Source organism: Pseudomonas sp. SDO524_S393 (genome assembly GCF_054071875.1).
Genome location: NZ_JBSVVZ010000032.1, coordinates 26,016 through 43,265, shown reverse-complemented (window position 1 = coordinate 43,265; position 17,250 = coordinate 26,016). Strand labels below are relative to the sequence as shown.

Genomic DNA, 17,250 nt, shown 5'->3' with positions numbered 1-17,250 from the left:
CCGTCGACGGGTGGTTAATTGAAAGCCGCAGTCGTGCGGCTGTTTTCCACGGCCGACCTAGTGTCGGCCGTTTCATGGGGAGTTCTGCAGTGAAACCGGTCAAAGTAGGCATCTGTGGTTTAGGGACCGTCGGTGGCGGCACCTTCAACGTACTTCAGCGTAACGCAGAGGAAATTTCCCGCCGCGCAGGCCGTGGGATTGAAGTGGCGCAAATTGCCACGCGTTCGCCAAAACCCCAGTTCCAGACGACCGGTATTGCGATTACCAACGATGTCTTCGCCGTAGCGACCAACCCTGAAATCGATATCGTCATCGAGCTGGTCGGCGGCTACACCGTGGCCCGCGAGCTGGTGCTCAAGGCCATCGAGAATGGCAAGCACGTGGTCACGGCCAACAAGGCACTGATCGCCGTGCACGGCAACGAGATCTTCGCCAAGGCTCGCGAGAAGGGCGTGATCGTGGCGTTCGAAGCCGCCGTCGCTGGTGGTATCCCGGTGATCAAGGCCATCCGCGAAGGTCTGTCCGCCAACCGCATCAACTGGGTGGCCGGCATCATCAACGGCACCGGCAACTTCATCCTTACCGAAATGCGCGAGAAGGGCCGTACCTTCGAAGACGTGCTGGCCGAAGCCCAGGCTCTGGGTTACGCCGAAGCCGACCCGACGTTCGACGTGGAAGGCATCGACGCCGCCCACAAGCTGACCATCCTGGCATCCATCGCCTTTGGTATCCCGCTGCAGTTCGACAAGGCCTACACCGAAGGCATCACCCAGCTGACCACCGCTGACGTGAACTACGCCGAAGCCCTGGGCTACCGCATCAAACACCTGGGCGTGGCGCGCAGCACTCCGACCGGTATCGAGTTGCGCGTGCACCCGACGCTGATCCCGGCGGATCGTCTGATCGCCAACGTCAATGGCGTGATGAACGCAGTGATGGTCAACGGTGATGCCGCCGGTTCGACGTTGTTCTACGGCGCCGGGGCCGGCATGGAGCCAACTGCCTCGTCGGTGATCGCCGACCTGGTGGACGTGGTTCGCGCCATGACCAGCGACCCGGAAAACCGCGTGCCGCACCTGGCCTTCCAGCCGGACTCGCTGTCGGCCCACCCGATCCTGCCGATCGAAGCCTGCGAAAGCGCCTACTACCTGCGGATCCAGGCCAAGGATCATCCGGGCGTCCTGGCCCAGGTGGCCAGCATCCTGTCGGAGCGCGGCATCAACATCGAATCGATCATGCAGAAGGAAGTCGAGGAGCAAAACGGCCAGGTGCCGATGATCCTGCTGACCCACCGCGTGCTCGAGCAGCACATCAACGATGCTATCCGGGCCCTGGAAGCGCTTCAGGGCGTCGTTGGGCCGGTAGTCCGTATTCGCGTCGAACATTTGAATTAATTCAGCTGCAAGCGCCAAGCTGCAAGCTTCAAGCAGAAGCAGATCCGCTTTAACTTGAAGCTTGTCACTTGAAGCTTGAGCCCAAACCGAAGGTTTGCCCCCATGCGTTATATCAGCACCCGCGGCCAGGCACCGGCCCTGAATTTCGAAGACGTCCTGCTGGCGGGCCTCGCCACTGACGGCGGCCTGTACGTGCCGGAAAACCTGCCCCGCTTCACCCAGGAAGAAATCGCCTCATGGGCCGGCCTGCCGTACCACGAGCTGGCGTTCCGGGTGATGCGCCCGTTCGTCACCGGGAGCATTCCGGATGCGGACTTCAAGAAGATCCTTGAAGAGACGTACGGCGTGTTTTCCCACAACGCCATTGCTCCATTGCGTCAGTTGAACAGCAATGAATGGGTACTGGAGCTGTTTCACGGCCCGACCCTGGCATTCAAGGACTTCGCCCTGCAACTGCTCGGCCGGCTGTTGGACTACGTGCTGGAGAAGCGCGGCGAGCGCGTGGTGATCATCGGTGCGACTTCCGGGGATACCGGCTCGGCGGCCATCGAAGGCTGCAAGCACTGCGAAAACGTCGACATCTTCATCCTGCACCCGCACAACCGCGTATCGGAAGTGCAGCGACGCCAGATGACCACCATTTTCGGTGAGAACATCCACAACATCGCCATCGAAGGCAACTTCGATGACTGCCAGGAAATGGTCAAGGCCAGCTTCGCCGACCAGAGCTTCCTGAAGGGCACGCGGCTGGTGGCGGTGAACTCGATCAACTGGGCGCGGATCATGGCCCAGATCGTCTATTACTTCCATGCGTCCCTGCAGTTGGGCGGCCCGGCGCGTTCGGTCTCGTTCTCGGTGCCGACCGGCAACTTCGGCGACATCTTCGCCGGTTACCTGGCGCGCAACATGGGGTTGCCGATCAACCAGTTGATCGTCGCCACCAACCGCAATGACATCCTGCACCGCTTCATGAGCGGCAACCAGTACGTCAAGGAAACCCTGCACGCTACCTTGTCGCCATCGATGGACATCATGGTGTCGTCTAACTTCGAGCGTTTGCTGTTCGACATGCATGGTCGCAACGGCGCGGCGATTGCCGGCTTGATGGACAGCTTCAAGCGTGGCGGCGGCTTCAGCGTGGATGAAGAGCGCTGGACCGAAACCCGCAAGCTGTTCGACTCCCTGGCCGTGGACGACGCGCAGACCTGCGAAACCATCGCTGAAGTCTACGCCCAGACCGGCGAGCTGCTGGACCCGCACACCGCCATCGGCGTGAAGGCCGCTCGGGAATGCCGTCGCAGCCTGGATACGCCGATGGTGATCCTCGGGACTGCACATCCGGTGAAATTCCCGGAGGCGGTGGTAAAGGCAGGCATTGGCAAGGCGCTGGAACTGCCGGTGCACCTGGTCGATTTGTTGGAGCGCGAAGAGCGTTGCACCGTGTTGGCCAATGACCTGAAGGCGGTGCAGGGGTTTGTGAGCCAGCATGGCAACCGGGGCAAGCCGTTGTAAGGCGAATCTCGTAAACGAAAACGCCGCTTTCCCTTCCTTGGGTCAGCGGCGTTTTTTGTTTCTGGTGAATAGGGTAGGCGTTTCAGTTAGTTGAGTAGTTTTTGTGCTATCGCCATTACGGTGCCGACGGCGGTAAAGAAGCCCACTGCAATGCCGACGGGATACCAGAAATTCTCACGTGTGATTTTGTGTACTTCTGCGTTGAGCTTGCGCTGTTCTGCATAGATGCGGGAAATATCTGCGTGAATTTTCTCTATCGCTGCCTGCCGCTCTTCGTGTTCCAACATCATCTTCCTCCTTCGCAATAAGGGCCTTTTGACATGCGCTTTTATCTGCCTGGCAGCACTGCCCGCGCGTACCGAGTATAGGATTCACCTTCTGCCGCATCCGCCGGCAACCCCCAAAACACCCATCCATTGCGTAAGCGGTTATGTGCGCCCGTTTTTTGCCTGTCATGTTGCAAGCGCATGCTGGATCAAGTCACTCCCTGACGCCCCCATAGCGACGATAAAGCGAACTTTCCTACGTCACAAACAGTCACTTAGGATAGAAGCTGCCCCCGTTGAAACGATTGTTCCCGAACTATTGAGTGGTGATCGAAATGGAAAGTATCAGCCTATTGCTCGAAGAAGCGCTGAGCCCTTATCAGGTTACGTTGACCACCTGCGGTGTGCAGGGCGAGCGCCTGGTAACCGTGAAAAGTCCTGCCGGTGCCATCGTGGTCGAGCGTGAAGTCGACCAGGCGCAATTGCTCGACAAGCGTGCGTTGGTGGATGTAGTGGACTGCCTGCTGCGCGATCTGAAAATCGCCGAGGGGCGTCTGGAGCCTTCCGTGATTGCCGCGTTGCGCAATGCCGCCCAGACCCGCGGCGCCGCATTGGCATGAAGAATTATTTTTCTTCGGAACCTTCCTACGTGGTGGTCGGTCAGATTTCGTAACAGCAAGAGCAAACATTGTGCTCCGGTGTTTGTGGCTTGTTGTACTGGTCTTTGTGGACCACGTTTAACCCCGAGTTGTCTCCCCACTGCTCGGGGTTTCTTTTTGCCCGCGATTTGTCAGGGTTGCGGGTCCTGGAAAAAGCTTGGGTTATCCCGCAGATACTCTTCCCGCATAGTTGGATCCAGCCACGACGCGTAGGATTGTTGTACCTGTTCCTGTGGAATTTCCCGGATCACCTGGTCGATCCGTTGAATTGCCTCGCGTCCCTGAGGGGTGTCCGAACATCCGATGTGCGTGCGCTGGTAGGGCGCCGAGCCCTTGATGGGGTAGAAACTCAGGTCATCCGTCGCGATTCCCTGCTGCATCGCGTGATAGCGGATTTCCGGCCAGTAGCCCAGCACGGCTTCCAGTCTTCCCAGACGTTGCATCTGCAGCAGGCTGCCCAAGGCATCATTCCCGTAATGAAGCGCCAGTTTGTGCGGATCGGCCTGCTTGAGCCGCTCATCGATGATCGGTCCATAACTGCGTTCCGCGATGGCGCCTACGCGTGATTTGCGGCCCTCGAGAAAGGCCTGCAAGTCGAACTGCCCCTCGTCGATGAACGGCGCCAGTTCGCTCAGATGGCTGCGCCGAAGGGTGACGCCGTTGCTGGCGACCACAAAGGCCTGGCTGGAAAAAACGATGTACCGGGCCCGCTCCGAGGTCCACAGCAGCGACGGATCACAGGTGAAACTCGGTTCGCGCAGCATTTGCATGCCCCGTGCGCGGTTGACGTGCAGCACCTGGTGCCGATATTCCGGCAGGCGTTCGATCAGCATCGGCAGTAGCTGGTCAAGTGCCCCCTGACCCTTGCGCGGGCCTTCGAAGATGGTCAAAGGGGGGAGGTCGCGCAATAGCCAGATCAAGGTGTCCCCGGCCTGTGCCGGCAGCGAACACCCGCTCGACAGCAGGCCGGCGATGCACAAGCGAGGCAGCCAGTGCGCGCGGCGGTAACGGGCCATCAAATGGCGCCATCCTCGCGCAGACGGGTGATGGCAGCACAGTCATAGCCCAATGTCGCCAGCACCTGGGCGTTGTGCTCACCCAACTGCGGCCCGACCCATTCACAGCTGCCGGGAGTGTCCGACAGCTTGGGCACGATGCCTGGCATCTTGAAGTCCTTGCCGCCCGGCAATTGCGCCTTGAGGAACATCTCCCTGGCCAGGAATTGCGGGTCGCCCAGCATGTCTTCGGCGCTGTAGATGCGGCTGGCGGGCACATCGGCCTGGTTGAGCTGTTCCACCACCTGCTCCAGCGGTAGCGAGTTGACCCAGCGATCGATCACGCCATACAACTCATCGCGACGGCTGTCGCGCCCATCGTTGCTGGCCAGTTGCGGATCGTTGGCCAGGTCATCACGACCAATGGCCGACATGAAGCGCTTGAAGATTGCGTCGCCGTTGGCGCCGATCTGCACGTGTTTGCCGTCGGCGCTGGTGTGAATCGAAGAGGGTGTGATGCCGGGCATGATGTTACCGGTGCGCTCACGGATAAACCCGAATACATCGAACTCCGGGATCATGCTTTCCATCATTGCGAAAATGGCTTCGTACAGCGCCACATCCACCACCTGGCCCAGTCCGCCGTTGACCTCACGGTGACGCAGTGCCATCAGTGCGCCGATCACCGCCCACAGGGCCGCGATGGAGTCACCGATGGAAATCCCGGTGCGCACCGGGGGGCGATCCTCGAACCCGGTGATATAGCGCAGTCCGCCCATGGACTCGCCTACCGCGCCAAATCCAGGCTGGTCTTTCATCGGTCCGGTCTGGCCAAAACCCGAGAGGCGCACCATCACCAGTTTTGGATTGAGCGCATGCAGGGTTTCCCAGCTCAGGCCGAGTTTTTCCAGTACGCCGGGGCGGAAGTTTTCGATCAGGATGTCGGCGTCCGCCAGCAATTGCTTGAGGATCGCCAGGCCGTCGGGGTGCTTGAGGTTCAGGGTCAGCGACTGCTTGTTGCGCGCCTGCACGAACCACCACAGCGAAGTGCCCTCATACAGCTTGCGCCATTTGCGCAGCGGGTCGCCGCCGTCCGGCGATTCCACCTTGATCACCTCGGCGCCAAACTCCGCGCAGATGCGTGAGGCGAACGGGCCGGCGATCAGCGTACCGAGTTCGATGACTTTCAGGCCGGCAAGCGGTTTGGCATTAAACGACATGGGGATCCTTGTCTGCGCAGGGCTGGAGTGTGAAGCCTTTTAACATAGGTGCACGCCCCCTAGAAGGAGGATGCCGTTCAGTATTCGTTGAATGCCCTCGCCATCGGTTAGACTGACCGCCTTTTCCTGTCTCTAGAAGCCCGTTCATGGCCCAGCCGTCCACGACTTACAAATTCGAACTCAACCTCACCGACCTCGATCGCTCGGTGTACGAGAACGTCAAACAGACCATCGCCCGCCATCCTTCGGAAACCGAAGAGCGCATGACCGTGCGCCTGTTGGCCTACGCCCTCTGGTACAACGAGCAACTTTCGTTCGGGCGCGGCCTGTCGGATGTAGACGAACCAGCCCTGTGGGAAAAAAGTCTGGATGACCGAGTGTTGCACTGGATCGAAGTGGGCCAGCCCGACGCTGACCGCCTGACCTGGTGTTCGCGTCGCACCGAGCGTACCAGCCTGCTGGCCTACGGCAGCTTGCGCGTGTGGGAGGGCAAGGTGGTCCCGGTGGCAAACAACCTGAAAAACGTGCACATCGCCGCCGTGCCGCAGGAAGTCCTCGAGACCCTCGCCCAGGACATGCCCCGTGTGATCAAGTGGGACGTGATGATCAGCGAAGGCACAATGTTCGTCACCGATGACCGTGGCCAGCATGAAGTGCAGTTGCAATGGCTGGTCGGTGAGCGCGGCTGACTCTGCCGAAACAGGCTTATGTGGGAGCCGACAAGCCCGCTCCCACATTTGATTCAGGTTGTTTTCAGCAACGTTGTTTAACCGTTGTAATAGAAGAGAAGTTTCCGTCACCCCATGCGTATCGATCCTCGCCCATTACCCGCTGTTCTGCCCTTTCTCGGTGAAATGCCTCCACTGCTGACCCGACTCTACGCCGCACGCGGGGTGCAGTCCGAGGCCGAACTGGACAAGAGCCTGGCGCGGTTGATCCCTTATCAACAGCTCAAGGGCATCGATGCGGCCGTCGACCTGTTGGTGACGGCTTTGGAGCAGCGTCAGCGCATCCTGATCGTGGGTGACTTCGATGCGGACGGTGCCACCGCCAGCACCGTGGGTACCCTGGGCCTGCGCTTGCTGGGTGCGGCCCATGTCGATTACCTGGTGCCCAATCGCTTCGAGTACGGTTATGGCTTGACCCCGGAGATCGTCGCGGTAGCCCTGCAGCGCGAACCGCAGTTGCTGATCACCGTGGACAATGGCATTTCCAGCGTCGAAGGCGTGGCGGCGGCCAAGGCGGCGGGTTTGCGGGTGCTGGTCACTGACCACCACTTGCCGGGTGACGCGCTGCCGGCGGCGGACGCGATCGTCAACCCGAACCAGCCAGGCTGTGACTTTCCCAGCAAGGCCCTGGCCGGTGTGGGTGTGATCTTTTACGTGCTGATGGCGTTACGCGCGCGCTTGCGCAGTTTGGGCTGGTACGAAAACAAACCGCAGCCGAACATCGGCGAATTGCTTGATCTGGTGGCACTGGGCAGCGTCGCCGACGTGGTGCCCCTGGACGCCAACAACCGCATCCTGGTGCATCAGGGGCTGGAGCGTATTCGCGCCGGGCGCGCGCGGCCGGGGATCAAGGCGATTCTCGAAGTGGCCAAGCGCGACGCTGCGCGCATCACCTCCACGGACCTGGGGTTTATCCTCGGGCCACGCTTGAACGCCGCCGGTCGTCTCGATGACATGAGCCTGGGCATCGAATGCCTGCTCACGACCGATTTTGCGGCAGCGCGGGAAATGGCCGCACAACTGGACGGCATGAACCAGGACCGTAAATCCATTGAACAAGGTATGCAGCGCGAGGCCCTGGCCCAGCTCAAGGACTTGCCGGTGGAATCGATGCCATACGGTCTGTGCCTGTTCGACCCCGAGTGGCACCAGGGCGTGATCGGCATTCTGGCGTCGCGCATGAAAGAGCGGTACTTCCGGCCGACCATCGCCTTCGCCGATGCCGGTGATGGCCTGCTCAAGGGCTCAGGACGCTCTGTGCAGGGTTTTCATATCCGTGACGCCCTGGCGGTGGTCGCCAGCCAGCATCCCAATCTGATCGCCAAATACGGCGGTCACGCCATGGCGGCGGGCCTGACCCTGCCCGAGGCGAATTTTCCGCTGTTTGCCGAAGCCTTTGATGCCGAAGTGCGTCGGCAATTGCGGGAGGAAGATCTCACCGGGCGCCTGCTGTCCGACGGCACCCTGGCGGTGGAAGAGTTTCACCTGGAACTGGCCCGCGCGCTACGGCATGCAGGCCCGTGGGGGCAGCACTTCCCCGAGCCGGTGTTTCACGGTGTGTTCCAGTTGGTGGAGCAGCGGGTGGTGGGGGAGCGACACCTCAAGGTGGTGCTCAAGACCGAATGCGGATCGGTGAAGCTGGACGGGATCGCTTTTGGCGTGGACCGCGAGGTTTGGCCGAACCCGGCGGTGAAGTGGGTAGAGTTGGCCTACAAGCTGGATGTGAACGAGTTTCGCGGGAACGAGACGGTGCAGTTGATGATTGCCCACATCGAACCGCGCTAGACACTGTAGGAGCGAGCTGCCTGTGGTGAGCTGGCCTGTTGTGGTGAGCGGGCTACACCCGCGCTGGATGGCGAAGCCGCCCCAATAATAACGCCGCACTCTGTCAGGCAGAATGCGGCGTTTGGTTTTAGGGCGGCTTCGCCACCCAGCGCGGGGCAAGCCCGCTCACTACAGGGGGGAAATCATTCGGCTTTGGTTTGGTGCTTCACGATGATATCCACCAATCGCTTGGCCAGCGCCGGGTAGTTCTCATCGAAGTGATGCCCGCCTGGCAGCTTCACGGTTTCGCCCACTGCGGTCTTGTCGGTGCAACCGCTCTCGTCGACTTCTTCGGCGCCATAGATGCACACCACTTTGTCAGCCGGCAGCTTGGCCATTTCCGGGCCGGTAGCGGCTTCTTTGCCGGCGTTGCCCAGCCAGCCTTCCACTTCGATTTCAAAGCTGCCGGTGCGGGCGAAGGCCAGCAGGATGATTGCGTCCACACGCTGCTGCTCGTTTTCCGGCAGGCGATTGTAGATGGCCGGGAGTACGTCGGCGCCGAACGAGTAGCCGGTCAGCACGAAGCGCTTGGTGCCCCATTTCTGCCGGTAGTGCTGCATCAGCTCCGTGAGGTCCTTGGCGCTCTGTTCCGGGGTCTTGTGCTGCCAGTAGTAGCGCAGGGTGTCGATACCGACCACCGGGTAGCCGATCTTGGCCATTTCGCCGGCCACGTCCCGGTCCAGGTCGCGCCAGCCGCCGTCACCGGAAAGGAACAGGGTCACGGTGTCCTTCGCCTGACCGGCCGGCACTTCGACCACCGGGATCGCCAGGCCGCCGTTGTCCGAACCCACCAATTGCTTGCGCAGTTCGTTGTTCAGCACTTGCGGGTAATGAATGTCGTAGTCGCTGATGCTGGTGGTGGCGCGCGGTGTATCGCGTACGAAACTGGCGGCATCATCGTCAGGGTTGTCGTTCCATGCCACCAGCCAGTTGCCGTGTGCCGAGGTTTTCGGCAACGGGTCGTTGCAACCTTCCTGGGTCATGGCGAAGCCGACGGAAATGGCGTTGGCCTTGTCGTCGTTCTGTGCGGCGAGCCAGCGCCATGCGAGCGCAGCACCCGGGCCGATGCCGCTGACCAGTGTCGCCGGGCCCTTGAGCTGGCCAAGCGCGGTTTGCAGCGCTTGTTCCTGAAGCTTGCAGTCGTCCTTGGGCAGGATCACTTGAACGATCTGCGCCTTGCCGCCCTGGCTCAGGGCGATCAACTGGCTGTCGCTCAGGGTGGCGTCGGCCAGCACGGCCACGGCTACCCGGGCTTTCGGTGTGCCGGCAGGCGTCACGCGGGTCATGACCGAGCCGTCGGCCTGGGGCAGTTGCTCCAGGGTCGGCTGCGGGGCAGGGCGGTTCCAGTACCAATAGCCACCGCCCAGGATCAGGGCGAGCAGCACAACAAAGGCCAATACATACCGCCAGGAGCGTCGAATCATCAGCGTTTCACCAATCCAGTCAAGCCGCCCGCGATCAGGGCGGCGGTATCGGCCAATGCCACCAGCGGATCAAGTCCTGCGGGCACGGCCATGTAACGGGGTTCCCAGTCGGGCTGGAATTTGTCTTTGAAGCGGCGCAAACCTTGGAAGTTATACAGTTGCTCGCCACGGCGGAACACCATCGAGCCCAGGCGTTGGGTCAGCGGAGCGCCACGTCGTGGTTGCAGGCCCGACAACGGCACCATGCCGAGGCTGAAGCGGGCGTAGCCATGACTCTTATAGTGTTGAATCAGGCCGACCATCATGAACTCCATGGTCAGCTTGGGCGCGTCCGGGTGGGCGCGCATCAGGTCGAGACTGGCCAGGTCATGGTTGTAGGTCTCGAGCAGGTTGGCGAAGGCCACCGGGCGCCCCTCGAAGCGAATGATCGCCATGCGAAAGTGCTTGAGGTAGTCATCGCTGAAACGTCCCAGGGAAAAGCCCTTTTCCCGTACGTTCTTGCCGGTCAGCCAGGCGTCGGAGATGACCTTGAGTTCTTCCATCGGCGCCATGCCCGGCTCATGGATCTCCAGGGACAAGCCGTCCCGGGTGCCACGGTTCCAGGTATAGCGCAGGTCTTTCATCTCCTTGCCCTTGGCTTCCAGATCGAAGCGCTTCAGGTCGACCCGGGCTTCCTCGCCGAGCTTGATCGCCGTCAGGCCGATGTCCATGTAGTACGGCAGGTTCTCCGCCCGCACTTGGTAAAACACCGGGCGTGCATGGTGGATGTCACACAGGTCGCGGAACTGCCAGATCATCTCCGCCCGGGGCTGGGTCGGGCCGATAGGGTCATACAGCGCGACCAGGCTGCGCCCGCGGCGGGCGTACATCAGGAAGGCTTCATCGTTGGGATGGAACAGCAGCGCCTTGTCGCCGGTCAGTGCCAGGCCGCCATCGGGCTGGGACGAGGCCATCAGGATCTTGCTGGCGCGTTCCAGCTCATCCGCGGTCGGCAGGTGGATCACCGGACGCGCGGTGCGCAGCAGCCAGGTCAGCGAGACGACCACCAGCACCACGGCGGCGCCCAGCAGCGAGCGCAGGCCACGCGGGGCGTTGGCGTCGAGGGTGAACTGCCACCACAGCTGGTGGCTGTAGGGCACGTCTTGATAGGCGAACAGCAGCAGCCAGATCGAGGCGCCCAGCACACAAACGCTGGCCACCAGGTACAGCGGCGAAAACGGTAGCTCGGTCAGCCGGCTGGCGCGGTAGAACGAGCGACGGAAGATCGCCAGCAAAATCGCGGTCATGGTCATCAGGCTGGCTTCTTCCCAGTCGAAACCCTTGAGCAGCGAGAGCAGGGCGCCCACCAGCAGCAGCACCATGGTCAGCATCCAGGCAGCCGACAAGCGACGACGCAGGCCTTGGGCGAGCAACAGGCACAACACGCCGATCAGGCTGGCGCCGAAGTGGGAGGCGTCAATCAGGCGGTGGGGAATCAGGAAGCCGATGTTTTCCAGGCGTGAGTCGATTTCGGGCGTGGCGCCGGAAAACAGCAGGACCACGCCGGACAAAAAAACCAGTACGGCCAATACCGGCGCCGCCAGCCCTGATGCGACCCGCAGGCTTTGCTGGGTCTGGAACAGGCGCTGGGCTTCGTTGACCAGCAGGAACACGCAGGCAATCAACAGCGGCAGTACCACGTAGATCATGCGGTACAGCAACAGGGCCGCGGCCAGGGGCGCGGCACCGAGTTTGTCGGCGAAAGCGGCCAGCAGGATCGCTTCGAACACCCCGACACCGCCGGGTACATGGCTGAGCACGCCAGCGGCCAGGGCCAGCAGGTACACCAGCAGGAACGGGCCAAAGGGCGGCGCTTCCGGCAGCAGCATATAAAGGACGGTGGCGGCGGCAGCGACGTCCAGTGCGGTGATGATCAACTGCAGGAACGTCAGGCGCCGGCCGGGCAGGCGCAAGGTACGGCGTCCGGCCTTGACCAGCAGATTGTCCGGGTAGGGTTGTTCCGGCAGACGTCGACGGTAGATGCCGATGCACAGTATCGCCGACAGCAGCAGTACGGCACCGGCAATGCCACCCAGCAGGCCCTGGGGCAGGTTCAGTGCGAGGGAGGCAGCGGGCAGATTGCTCAGGGTCGCCAGTGCGGCGAGCGGTGGTAGCGCACAGCCCAGGGCCAGACTGGCGAACACGGTCATATGGGCCACTTCTGACGCCCCGATGCCGTGGCGCGCATAGAGACGGTAACGCACCGAGCCGCCCGAGAGCATCGACAGGCCAATGGCATTGCCGATGGCAAAGGCGGTGAAGCCCCCGAGGGCCAGGGTCTTGGCAGGCAGTTTTACCCCGGCATAGCGCGCGCCGGAAAACTCATAGCCCAGCAGAATGATGAAACCGGCGACAGAGGCTGCCAGTGCGCCGAGCAGGGCGGGCTTGGGCACTTCCAGGATGGAGTCGTGGAGGGCATAGAGGTCCAGCTCCAGCAACAGGTGTCGGCAGGCAACCAAGGCGATTGCAAACAGCAACAGGGTGACGGCCAGCCCGATGGGCTGACGGTATTTGCTCAACAGATCCAGCCAGCGCAAACGGGTGGGAGTGATCGGTTGTTCTGCTGTAACGGTGTCTTGTGGTTCAGACGAGTCGGCGCGCATCAATCACCTCGTGGATTGTGCGCGACAGGATGGAGGTATCCAGCCAAGTTACCAATCCCTATGGACAAAATAATTGCAAATATTAACGCGTATCACCGGGGGCGGCGACAGCGGCCATTGGTCGTAGAGGGTCGTGCCTGAGTACTGAGCATAGCCTGCAATGAGATGGACTCTACAAACCGTGTGCGGTTTCATGAAAGATGCCATGTCATTGTTTCAGAAGAACTTTTTCGACGGATACAAAAAAGGCCACTCTTTCGAGTGACCTTTTTTGATGTTTGGTTGCGGGAGCCGGATTTGAACCGACGACCTTCGGGTTATGAGCCCGACGAGCTACCAGGCTGCTCCATCCCGCGTCTGTGAGGCGGCATTCTACAGAGGAACGCAGGGGTGTCAACCGTTTATTTATGGAAAAGCGCTTCTGGTTCAATCGGTTAGCACCTGACGGCCTGCCGTTGAAACCCCACGGACCCAGGCAGAGCAAGGGTTTCAGCTCTATCGCTGAGGCAAACTCGATTGAAAAAATGAATTCATCTACGAATTTTCCTACCGTTCAGACGGAAGATTCAAACTACTGGTGCTATATACAGGGGTGAGTGCGATACTGGCCACCCGTTGAACTGCACCCTTTATATGACGCAGCGCAAAATCATCCACGTCGACTGTGATTGCTTCTACGCCGCCATCGAGATGCGCGATGACCCGAGCCTGGCGCAGAAGCCTTTGGCGGTGGGCGGCTCGGCGGATCGCCGTGGGGTGATCGCCACTTGCAACTACGAGGCACGGGCGTACGGGGTGCGTTCGGCCATGTCGTCACGGCATGCCTTGAAGCTGTGCCCGGACCTGACCATCGTCAAACCGCGCATGGACGCTTATAAGGAAGCGTCGAAGGAAATCCAGGCGATCTTTCGTGACTACACCGACCTGATCGAGCCGTTGTCGCTGGACGAGGCCTATCTGGATGTTTCCGACAGCCCGCACTTCGGCGGCAGCGCCACACGCATCGCCCAGGACATTCGTCGCCGGGTTTCCAACCAGCTGCATATCACCGTGTCTGCGGGCGTGGCACCGAACAAGTTTCTGGCCAAGATCGCCAGCGACTGGAAAAAGCCCAATGGCCTGTTCGTGATCACGCCGGACCAGGTGGAGGATTTTGTCTCGATGCTGCCAGTGAGCAAGCTGCACGGCGTGGGCAAGGTCACCGCCGACAAGTTGGCACGCCTGGGAATTGAAGACTGCCTGCAATTGCGTGAATGGAACAAGTTGGCGCTGGTGCGGGAGTTCGGCAGCTTTGGCGAGCGGCTCTGGAGCCTTGCCCGTGGGATCGATGAGCGCCTGGTACACAACGACAGCCGACGACAGTCCATCAGCGTGGAAAACACCTACGACGTGGATTTGCCGGACCTCTCAAGCTGCCTGGCAAAACTACCCGAACTGATGGAAACCCTCGCCGGACGTATGGCGCGCATCGACAGCAGTTATCGCGCAGGCAAACCGTTCGTCAAAGTGAAGTTTCATGACTTTACCCAAACGACGCTGGAGCAGGCGGGGGCCGGGCGGGATCTGGAGAGTTATCAACAGTTGCTGACGCAGGCGTTCAATCGGGGTGGGAAGCCGGTGAGATTACTGGGCATTGGCGTGCGCTTGCTCGATCTCAGCAGCGGCAACGAACAACTCGAGTTCTCCTGGTAGAAACCGTATAAAAATGTGGGAGCTGGCAAGCCAGCTCCCACATTTGACCAGCAACGTTTCTGAGGTTTCAGCGAGCGCCCGGATCTGCCACCAGCCGACCCGCATCCTTGGTCAATGCCTGCAGAAATTCCTGCTGCAACTCGGGATCGTTGCGCGTCAGTTCGATCAGGCTTTGTTCCAACTCGCTGGCTTCTTCTTCCAGGCCCAGCTCCGACAGGCGTTTGACCCGGTGCACCCACTGGTTCACCTCGTCATCTTCCAGGTCGTCGTAGATCAGGCCATGGGCCTCCAGCAGCTTGCCGCGCAGGGTGCTGCTGATGGCCAGGGACGAGTCCGAATGCACGTCGTCCTGCCCGTCTTCGACGCTGATCTTCAAGGTGGTGACGCGGTTCAGGTCCTGCTCTGCGAAGGGGCTGTCCAACAGGTTCAGGCGCAGCACGCCGTTGCGGTCGGTGGTCAGCTCATGGATCTGCTTGCCGGCGGTGACCTGTACCGGCCGTTCGCTCCAGGGCAGGCTTGAGTACTCCACGCGTTTGTCACGCTGGACTTCATCGATACCGGCCAGATTCTGTTGCGCACGGCCATGGGATTGCACGTTCATGAACGGGTTGATGCCGTCCACGCCGTAGGAAAGCCAGTCACGCGTCATGCTGGTGGGCAGGTTGCCGAGGGCGAAGATATTCGCCACGTTGGCGCCCGCGCCCGCCACCAGGGCAACCACCCCCAGGGGCATCTCATAGAGTTTGCGCCAGGGTTGGTAAGGGGTGTAGCGATCGTAGCGACGAGTGACTTCGAACTCGGTGACCTCGAAGGTCTTCTGTTCGTGGATGCGAACCCGGCGTTGCGGCAGTTCAAGCACTTTGGGCTCGCCTACATCGATCTGCAGGCTGTGGTCGAGCAACTTGCGCTCGACCCGCTCCTCGTGTTCGCTGCGTTGCGACATCTGGTTGGCACAGCCGCTGACCAGCAGGGCGCCGCACAAGGCGGCGCCCCCCAGGGCTTTGGTGTTTCGCTTGAACATGACTTCTCTTGATCTGGTTTTCAGCGACGAATACGCGCCTGAAGGAAAGACAGCACGTCAGCCACCGGCAACGGTTGGGCTTCGGCTTCGGTCCGGCTCTTGTATTCCAGATTGCCATCGGCCAGGCCGCGGTCACTGACCACGATACGGTGAGGGATACCAATCAGTTCCATGTCGGCGAACTTGATGCCCGGGCTGGTTTTCTTGTCCCGGTCGTCCAGCAGCACTTCAAAACCGGCTGCCGTCAGTTCGGCATACAGTTTGTCGGTGGCTTCGCGCACTTGCTCGTTGTCGTAGCGCAGCGGTACCAGGGCGATCTGGAACGGCGCCAGGGCGTCGCTCCAGATGATGCCTTTCTCGTCGTTGTTCTGCTCGATGGCAGCCGCGACCACGCGGGACACGCCAATGCCGTAGCAACCCATTTGCAGGGTGATCGGCTTGCCGTTTTCGCCCAGTACTTCGCACTTCATCGCCTGGCTGTACTTGTCGCCCAGCTGGAAGATGTGCCCGACTTCGATGCCGCGCTTGATTTCCAGCGTGCCCTTGCCGTCCGGGCTTGGGTCACCGGCCACGACGTTACGCAGGTCGGCGACGGTCGGAACCGGCAGGTCGCGTTCCCAGTTGACGCCAAAGTAGTGCTTGTCGTCGATGTTCGCGCCGATACCGAAGTCGCTCATCAGTTCGACCGAACGGTCGATGATGATCGGCAGCGGCAGGTTCAGTGGGCCGAGCGAACCGGCACCGGCGCCAATGGCGTCGCGCAGTTCGGCATCGGTGGCCATGACCAGCGGGCTGGCCACGCCAGGTTGCTGGGCAGCCTTGATTTCGTTGAGCTCGTGGTCGCCACGGATCACCAGGGCGATCAGCTTGCCTTCTTCTTCGGCGCGCACGATCAGGGTCTTGATGGTCTTTTCAATCGGCAGATTGAACTTCTCCACCAGGGCCGCGATGGTTTTGGTGTCCGGGGTGTCCACCAGGCGCAGCTCTTCGGCAGGTGCCGCGCGGGAGGTTTCCCGTGGCACGGCTTCGGCTTTCTCGATGTTCGCCGCGTAGTCGGAGCCGTTGCTGAAGACGATATCGTCTTCGCCGGATTCGGCCAGCACATGGAACTCGTGGGAGCCGGCGCCGCCGATGGAGCCGTTGTCCGCTTCAACCGGGCGGAATTTCAGGCCCAGGCGCGTGAACACGTTGCAGTAGGCGGTGTGCATGCGGTCGTAGGTGACCTGCAGGGACGCCTGGTCGGCGTGGAACGAGTAAGCGTCCTTCATGATGAATTCGCGGCCGCGCATCAAGCCGAAGCGTGGGCGAATTTCGTCACGGAACTTGGTCTGGATCTGATACAGGTTCAGCGGCAGCTGCTTGTAGCTGCTCAGCTCGTTGCGCATCAGGTCGGTGATCACTTCTTCGTGGGTCGGGCCGGCGCAGAAGTCGCGGCCATGACGGTCCTTGAAGCGCAGCAATTCAGGGCCGTACTCTTCCCAGCGCCCGGATTCCTGCCACAGTTCAGCCGGTTGGGTGCTCGGCATCAACACTTCCAGAGAGCCGGCAGCGTTCATTTCTTCACGAACGATGGCTTCGACCTTACGCATTACCTTGAGGCCCATGGGCAGCCAGGTGTACAGGCCGGAGGCCAGTTTGCGGATCATGCCGGCGCGCAGCATCAACTGATGGCTGATCACGACCGCGTCGGAAGGCGTTTCTTTCTGTGTGGCGAGCAAATATTGACTGGTACGCATGGTAGGCCGTTGTCGGTTGCTTGGACTTGAAATGACTTGGGATTGTACGGGCGGTTGCCGTCGGAGTACAGGCGTGAGGTCGTGGGGTGTTTTTGTGGGAGCTGGCTTGCCTGCGATGGGGTCACCGTGGTGTTTCA

The 17,250-nt window shown here is 61.0% G+C and carries 13 protein-coding genes and 1 tRNA gene; 6 read left to right on the top strand and 8 right to left on the bottom strand.

What is annotated here, in order from left to right; translation table 11 throughout:
- The first annotated feature begins 89 nt into the window (after nt 1-89).
- Nucleotides 90-1,394 carry a homoserine dehydrogenase gene (locus tag ACW9IB_RS15915; protein WP_457366149.1) on the top strand — a complete coding sequence of 435 codons (1,305 nt, stop codon included), beginning with the start codon at nt 90-92 and terminating at the stop codon, nt 1,392-1,394.
- A 102-nt stretch (nt 1,395-1,496) separates the two neighbouring features.
- Nucleotides 1,497-2,906 (top strand): threonine synthase, encoded by a 1,410-nt coding sequence (thrC, locus tag ACW9IB_RS15910; protein ID WP_457414397.1) that lies wholly within the window; start codon nt 1,497-1,499, stop codon nt 2,904-2,906.
- Between the two features lie 86 nt (nt 2,907-2,992).
- On the opposite strand, the gene ACW9IB_RS15905 is transcribed toward thrC, so the two are convergent.
- Nucleotides 2,993-3,193, bottom strand: a complete 201-nt coding sequence (locus tag ACW9IB_RS15905) for a hypothetical protein (RefSeq protein ID WP_457414396.1) — start codon at nt 3,191-3,193, stop codon at nt 2,993-2,995.
- 314 nt (nt 3,194-3,507) lie between these two features.
- Between ACW9IB_RS15905 and ACW9IB_RS15900 the strand changes: the two genes are divergently transcribed.
- Nucleotides 3,508-3,792: a DUF3509 domain-containing protein gene (locus ACW9IB_RS15900; protein WP_457366151.1), complete on the top strand. Its 285-nt coding sequence runs from the start codon at nt 3,508-3,510 to the stop codon at nt 3,790-3,792.
- A 170-nt stretch (nt 3,793-3,962) separates the two neighbouring features.
- On the opposite strand, the gene ACW9IB_RS15895 is transcribed toward ACW9IB_RS15900, so the two are convergent.
- Nucleotides 3,963-4,847, bottom strand: a complete 885-nt coding sequence (locus tag ACW9IB_RS15895) for a TIGR02285 family protein (RefSeq protein ID WP_457414393.1) — start codon at nt 4,845-4,847, stop codon at nt 3,963-3,965.
- On the bottom strand, nt 4,847-6,046 hold the full coding sequence (locus tag ACW9IB_RS15890; RefSeq protein WP_457414392.1) for a CaiB/BaiF CoA transferase family protein: 1,200 nt from the start codon (nt 6,044-6,046) through the stop codon (nt 4,847-4,849). Before ACW9IB_RS15890 ends, ACW9IB_RS15895 begins: the two co-directional genes overlap by 1 nt.
- A gap of 146 nt (nt 6,047-6,192) precedes the next feature.
- On the opposite strand from ACW9IB_RS15890, the gene ACW9IB_RS15885 reads away from it, so the two are divergent.
- Together ACW9IB_RS15885 and recJ are read left to right on the top strand one after the other, a co-directional pair.
- Nucleotides 6,193-6,735 (top strand): YaeQ family protein, encoded by a 543-nt coding sequence (locus ACW9IB_RS15885; protein WP_457366154.1) that lies wholly within the window; start codon nt 6,193-6,195, stop codon nt 6,733-6,735.
- Nucleotides 6,736-6,849: 114 nt separating this feature from the next.
- On the top strand, nt 6,850-8,559 hold the full coding sequence (gene recJ, locus ACW9IB_RS15880) for a single-stranded-DNA-specific exonuclease RecJ (RefSeq protein ID WP_457414390.1): 1,710 nt from the start codon (nt 6,850-6,852) through the stop codon (nt 8,557-8,559).
- A 182-nt stretch (nt 8,560-8,741) separates the two neighbouring features.
- Here the strand turns inward: recJ and ACW9IB_RS15875 are convergent, their stop codons facing one another.
- The 3 genes from ACW9IB_RS15875 to ACW9IB_RS15865 all read right to left on the bottom strand — a co-directional run bounded on the left by ACW9IB_RS15875 (nt 8,742) and on the right by ACW9IB_RS15865 (nt 13,020).
- Nucleotides 8,742-10,022 (bottom strand): virulence factor family protein, encoded by a 1,281-nt coding sequence (locus tag ACW9IB_RS15875; protein ID WP_457414388.1) that lies wholly within the window; start codon nt 10,020-10,022, stop codon nt 8,742-8,744.
- A complete protein-coding gene (mprF, locus tag ACW9IB_RS15870) occupies nt 10,022-12,664 on the bottom strand; it encodes a bifunctional lysylphosphatidylglycerol flippase/synthetase MprF (RefSeq protein WP_457366157.1) in 2,643 nt (880 codons plus the stop codon). The genes ACW9IB_RS15875 and mprF overlap by 1 nt, the downstream gene beginning before the upstream one ends.
- Nucleotides 12,665-12,943: 279 nt before the next feature.
- Nucleotides 12,944-13,020 (bottom strand) — tRNA-Met (locus tag ACW9IB_RS15865).
- Between the two features lie 277 nt (nt 13,021-13,297).
- Here ACW9IB_RS15865 and dinB point away from each other — a divergent pair.
- Nucleotides 13,298-14,356, top strand: a complete 1,059-nt coding sequence (dinB, locus tag ACW9IB_RS15860) for a DNA polymerase IV (RefSeq protein ID WP_457414387.1) — start codon at nt 13,298-13,300, stop codon at nt 14,354-14,356.
- A 67-nt stretch (nt 14,357-14,423) separates the two neighbouring features.
- Here the strand turns inward: dinB and ACW9IB_RS15855 are convergent, their stop codons facing one another.
- Together ACW9IB_RS15855 and ACW9IB_RS15850 are read right to left on the bottom strand one after the other, a co-directional pair.
- On the bottom strand, nt 14,424-15,377 hold the full coding sequence (locus ACW9IB_RS15855; RefSeq protein WP_457366159.1) for a hypothetical protein: 954 nt from the start codon (nt 15,375-15,377) through the stop codon (nt 14,424-14,426).
- 20 nt (nt 15,378-15,397) lie between these two features.
- The gene (locus ACW9IB_RS15850) at nt 15,398-17,113 is read right to left on the bottom strand and encodes a proline--tRNA ligase (RefSeq protein WP_457366160.1); all 1,716 of its coding nucleotides are present in this window, start codon (nt 17,111-17,113) and stop codon (nt 15,398-15,400) included.
- Nucleotides 17,114-17,250: the final 137 nt, after the last annotated feature.

Coding starts and splice junctions, on each gene's coding strand:
- ACW9IB_RS15905 (WP_457414396.1), bottom strand. CDS start 3,193: ATGTTGGAACACGAAGAGCGGCAGGCAGCGATAGAGAAAATTCACGCA.
- mprF (WP_457366157.1), bottom strand. CDS start 12,664: ATGCGCGCCGACTCGTCTGAACCACAAGACACCGTTACAGCAGAACAA.
- ACW9IB_RS15885 (WP_457366154.1), top strand. CDS start 6,193: ATGGCCCAGCCGTCCACGACTTACAAATTCGAACTCAACCTCACCGAC.
- ACW9IB_RS15850 (WP_457366160.1), bottom strand. CDS start 17,113: ATGCGTACCAGTCAATATTTGCTCGCCACACAGAAAGAAACGCCTTCC.
- ACW9IB_RS15875 (WP_457414388.1), bottom strand. CDS start 10,022: ATGATTCGACGCTCCTGGCGGTATGTATTGGCCTTTGTTGTGCTGCTC.
- thrC (WP_457414397.1), top strand. CDS start 1,497: ATGCGTTATATCAGCACCCGCGGCCAGGCACCGGCCCTGAATTTCGAA.
- ACW9IB_RS15895 (WP_457414393.1), bottom strand. CDS start 4,847: ATGGCCCGTTACCGCCGCGCGCACTGGCTGCCTCGCTTGTGCATCGCC.
- ACW9IB_RS15890 (WP_457414392.1), bottom strand. CDS start 6,046: ATGTCGTTTAATGCCAAACCGCTTGCCGGCCTGAAAGTCATCGAACTC.
- dinB (WP_457414387.1), top strand. CDS start 13,298: ATGACGCAGCGCAAAATCATCCACGTCGACTGTGATTGCTTCTACGCC.
- ACW9IB_RS15855 (WP_457366159.1), bottom strand. CDS start 15,377: ATGTTCAAGCGAAACACCAAAGCCCTGGGGGGCGCCGCCTTGTGCGGC.
- ACW9IB_RS15900 (WP_457366151.1), top strand. CDS start 3,508: ATGGAAAGTATCAGCCTATTGCTCGAAGAAGCGCTGAGCCCTTATCAG.
- recJ (WP_457414390.1), top strand. CDS start 6,850: ATGCGTATCGATCCTCGCCCATTACCCGCTGTTCTGCCCTTTCTCGGT.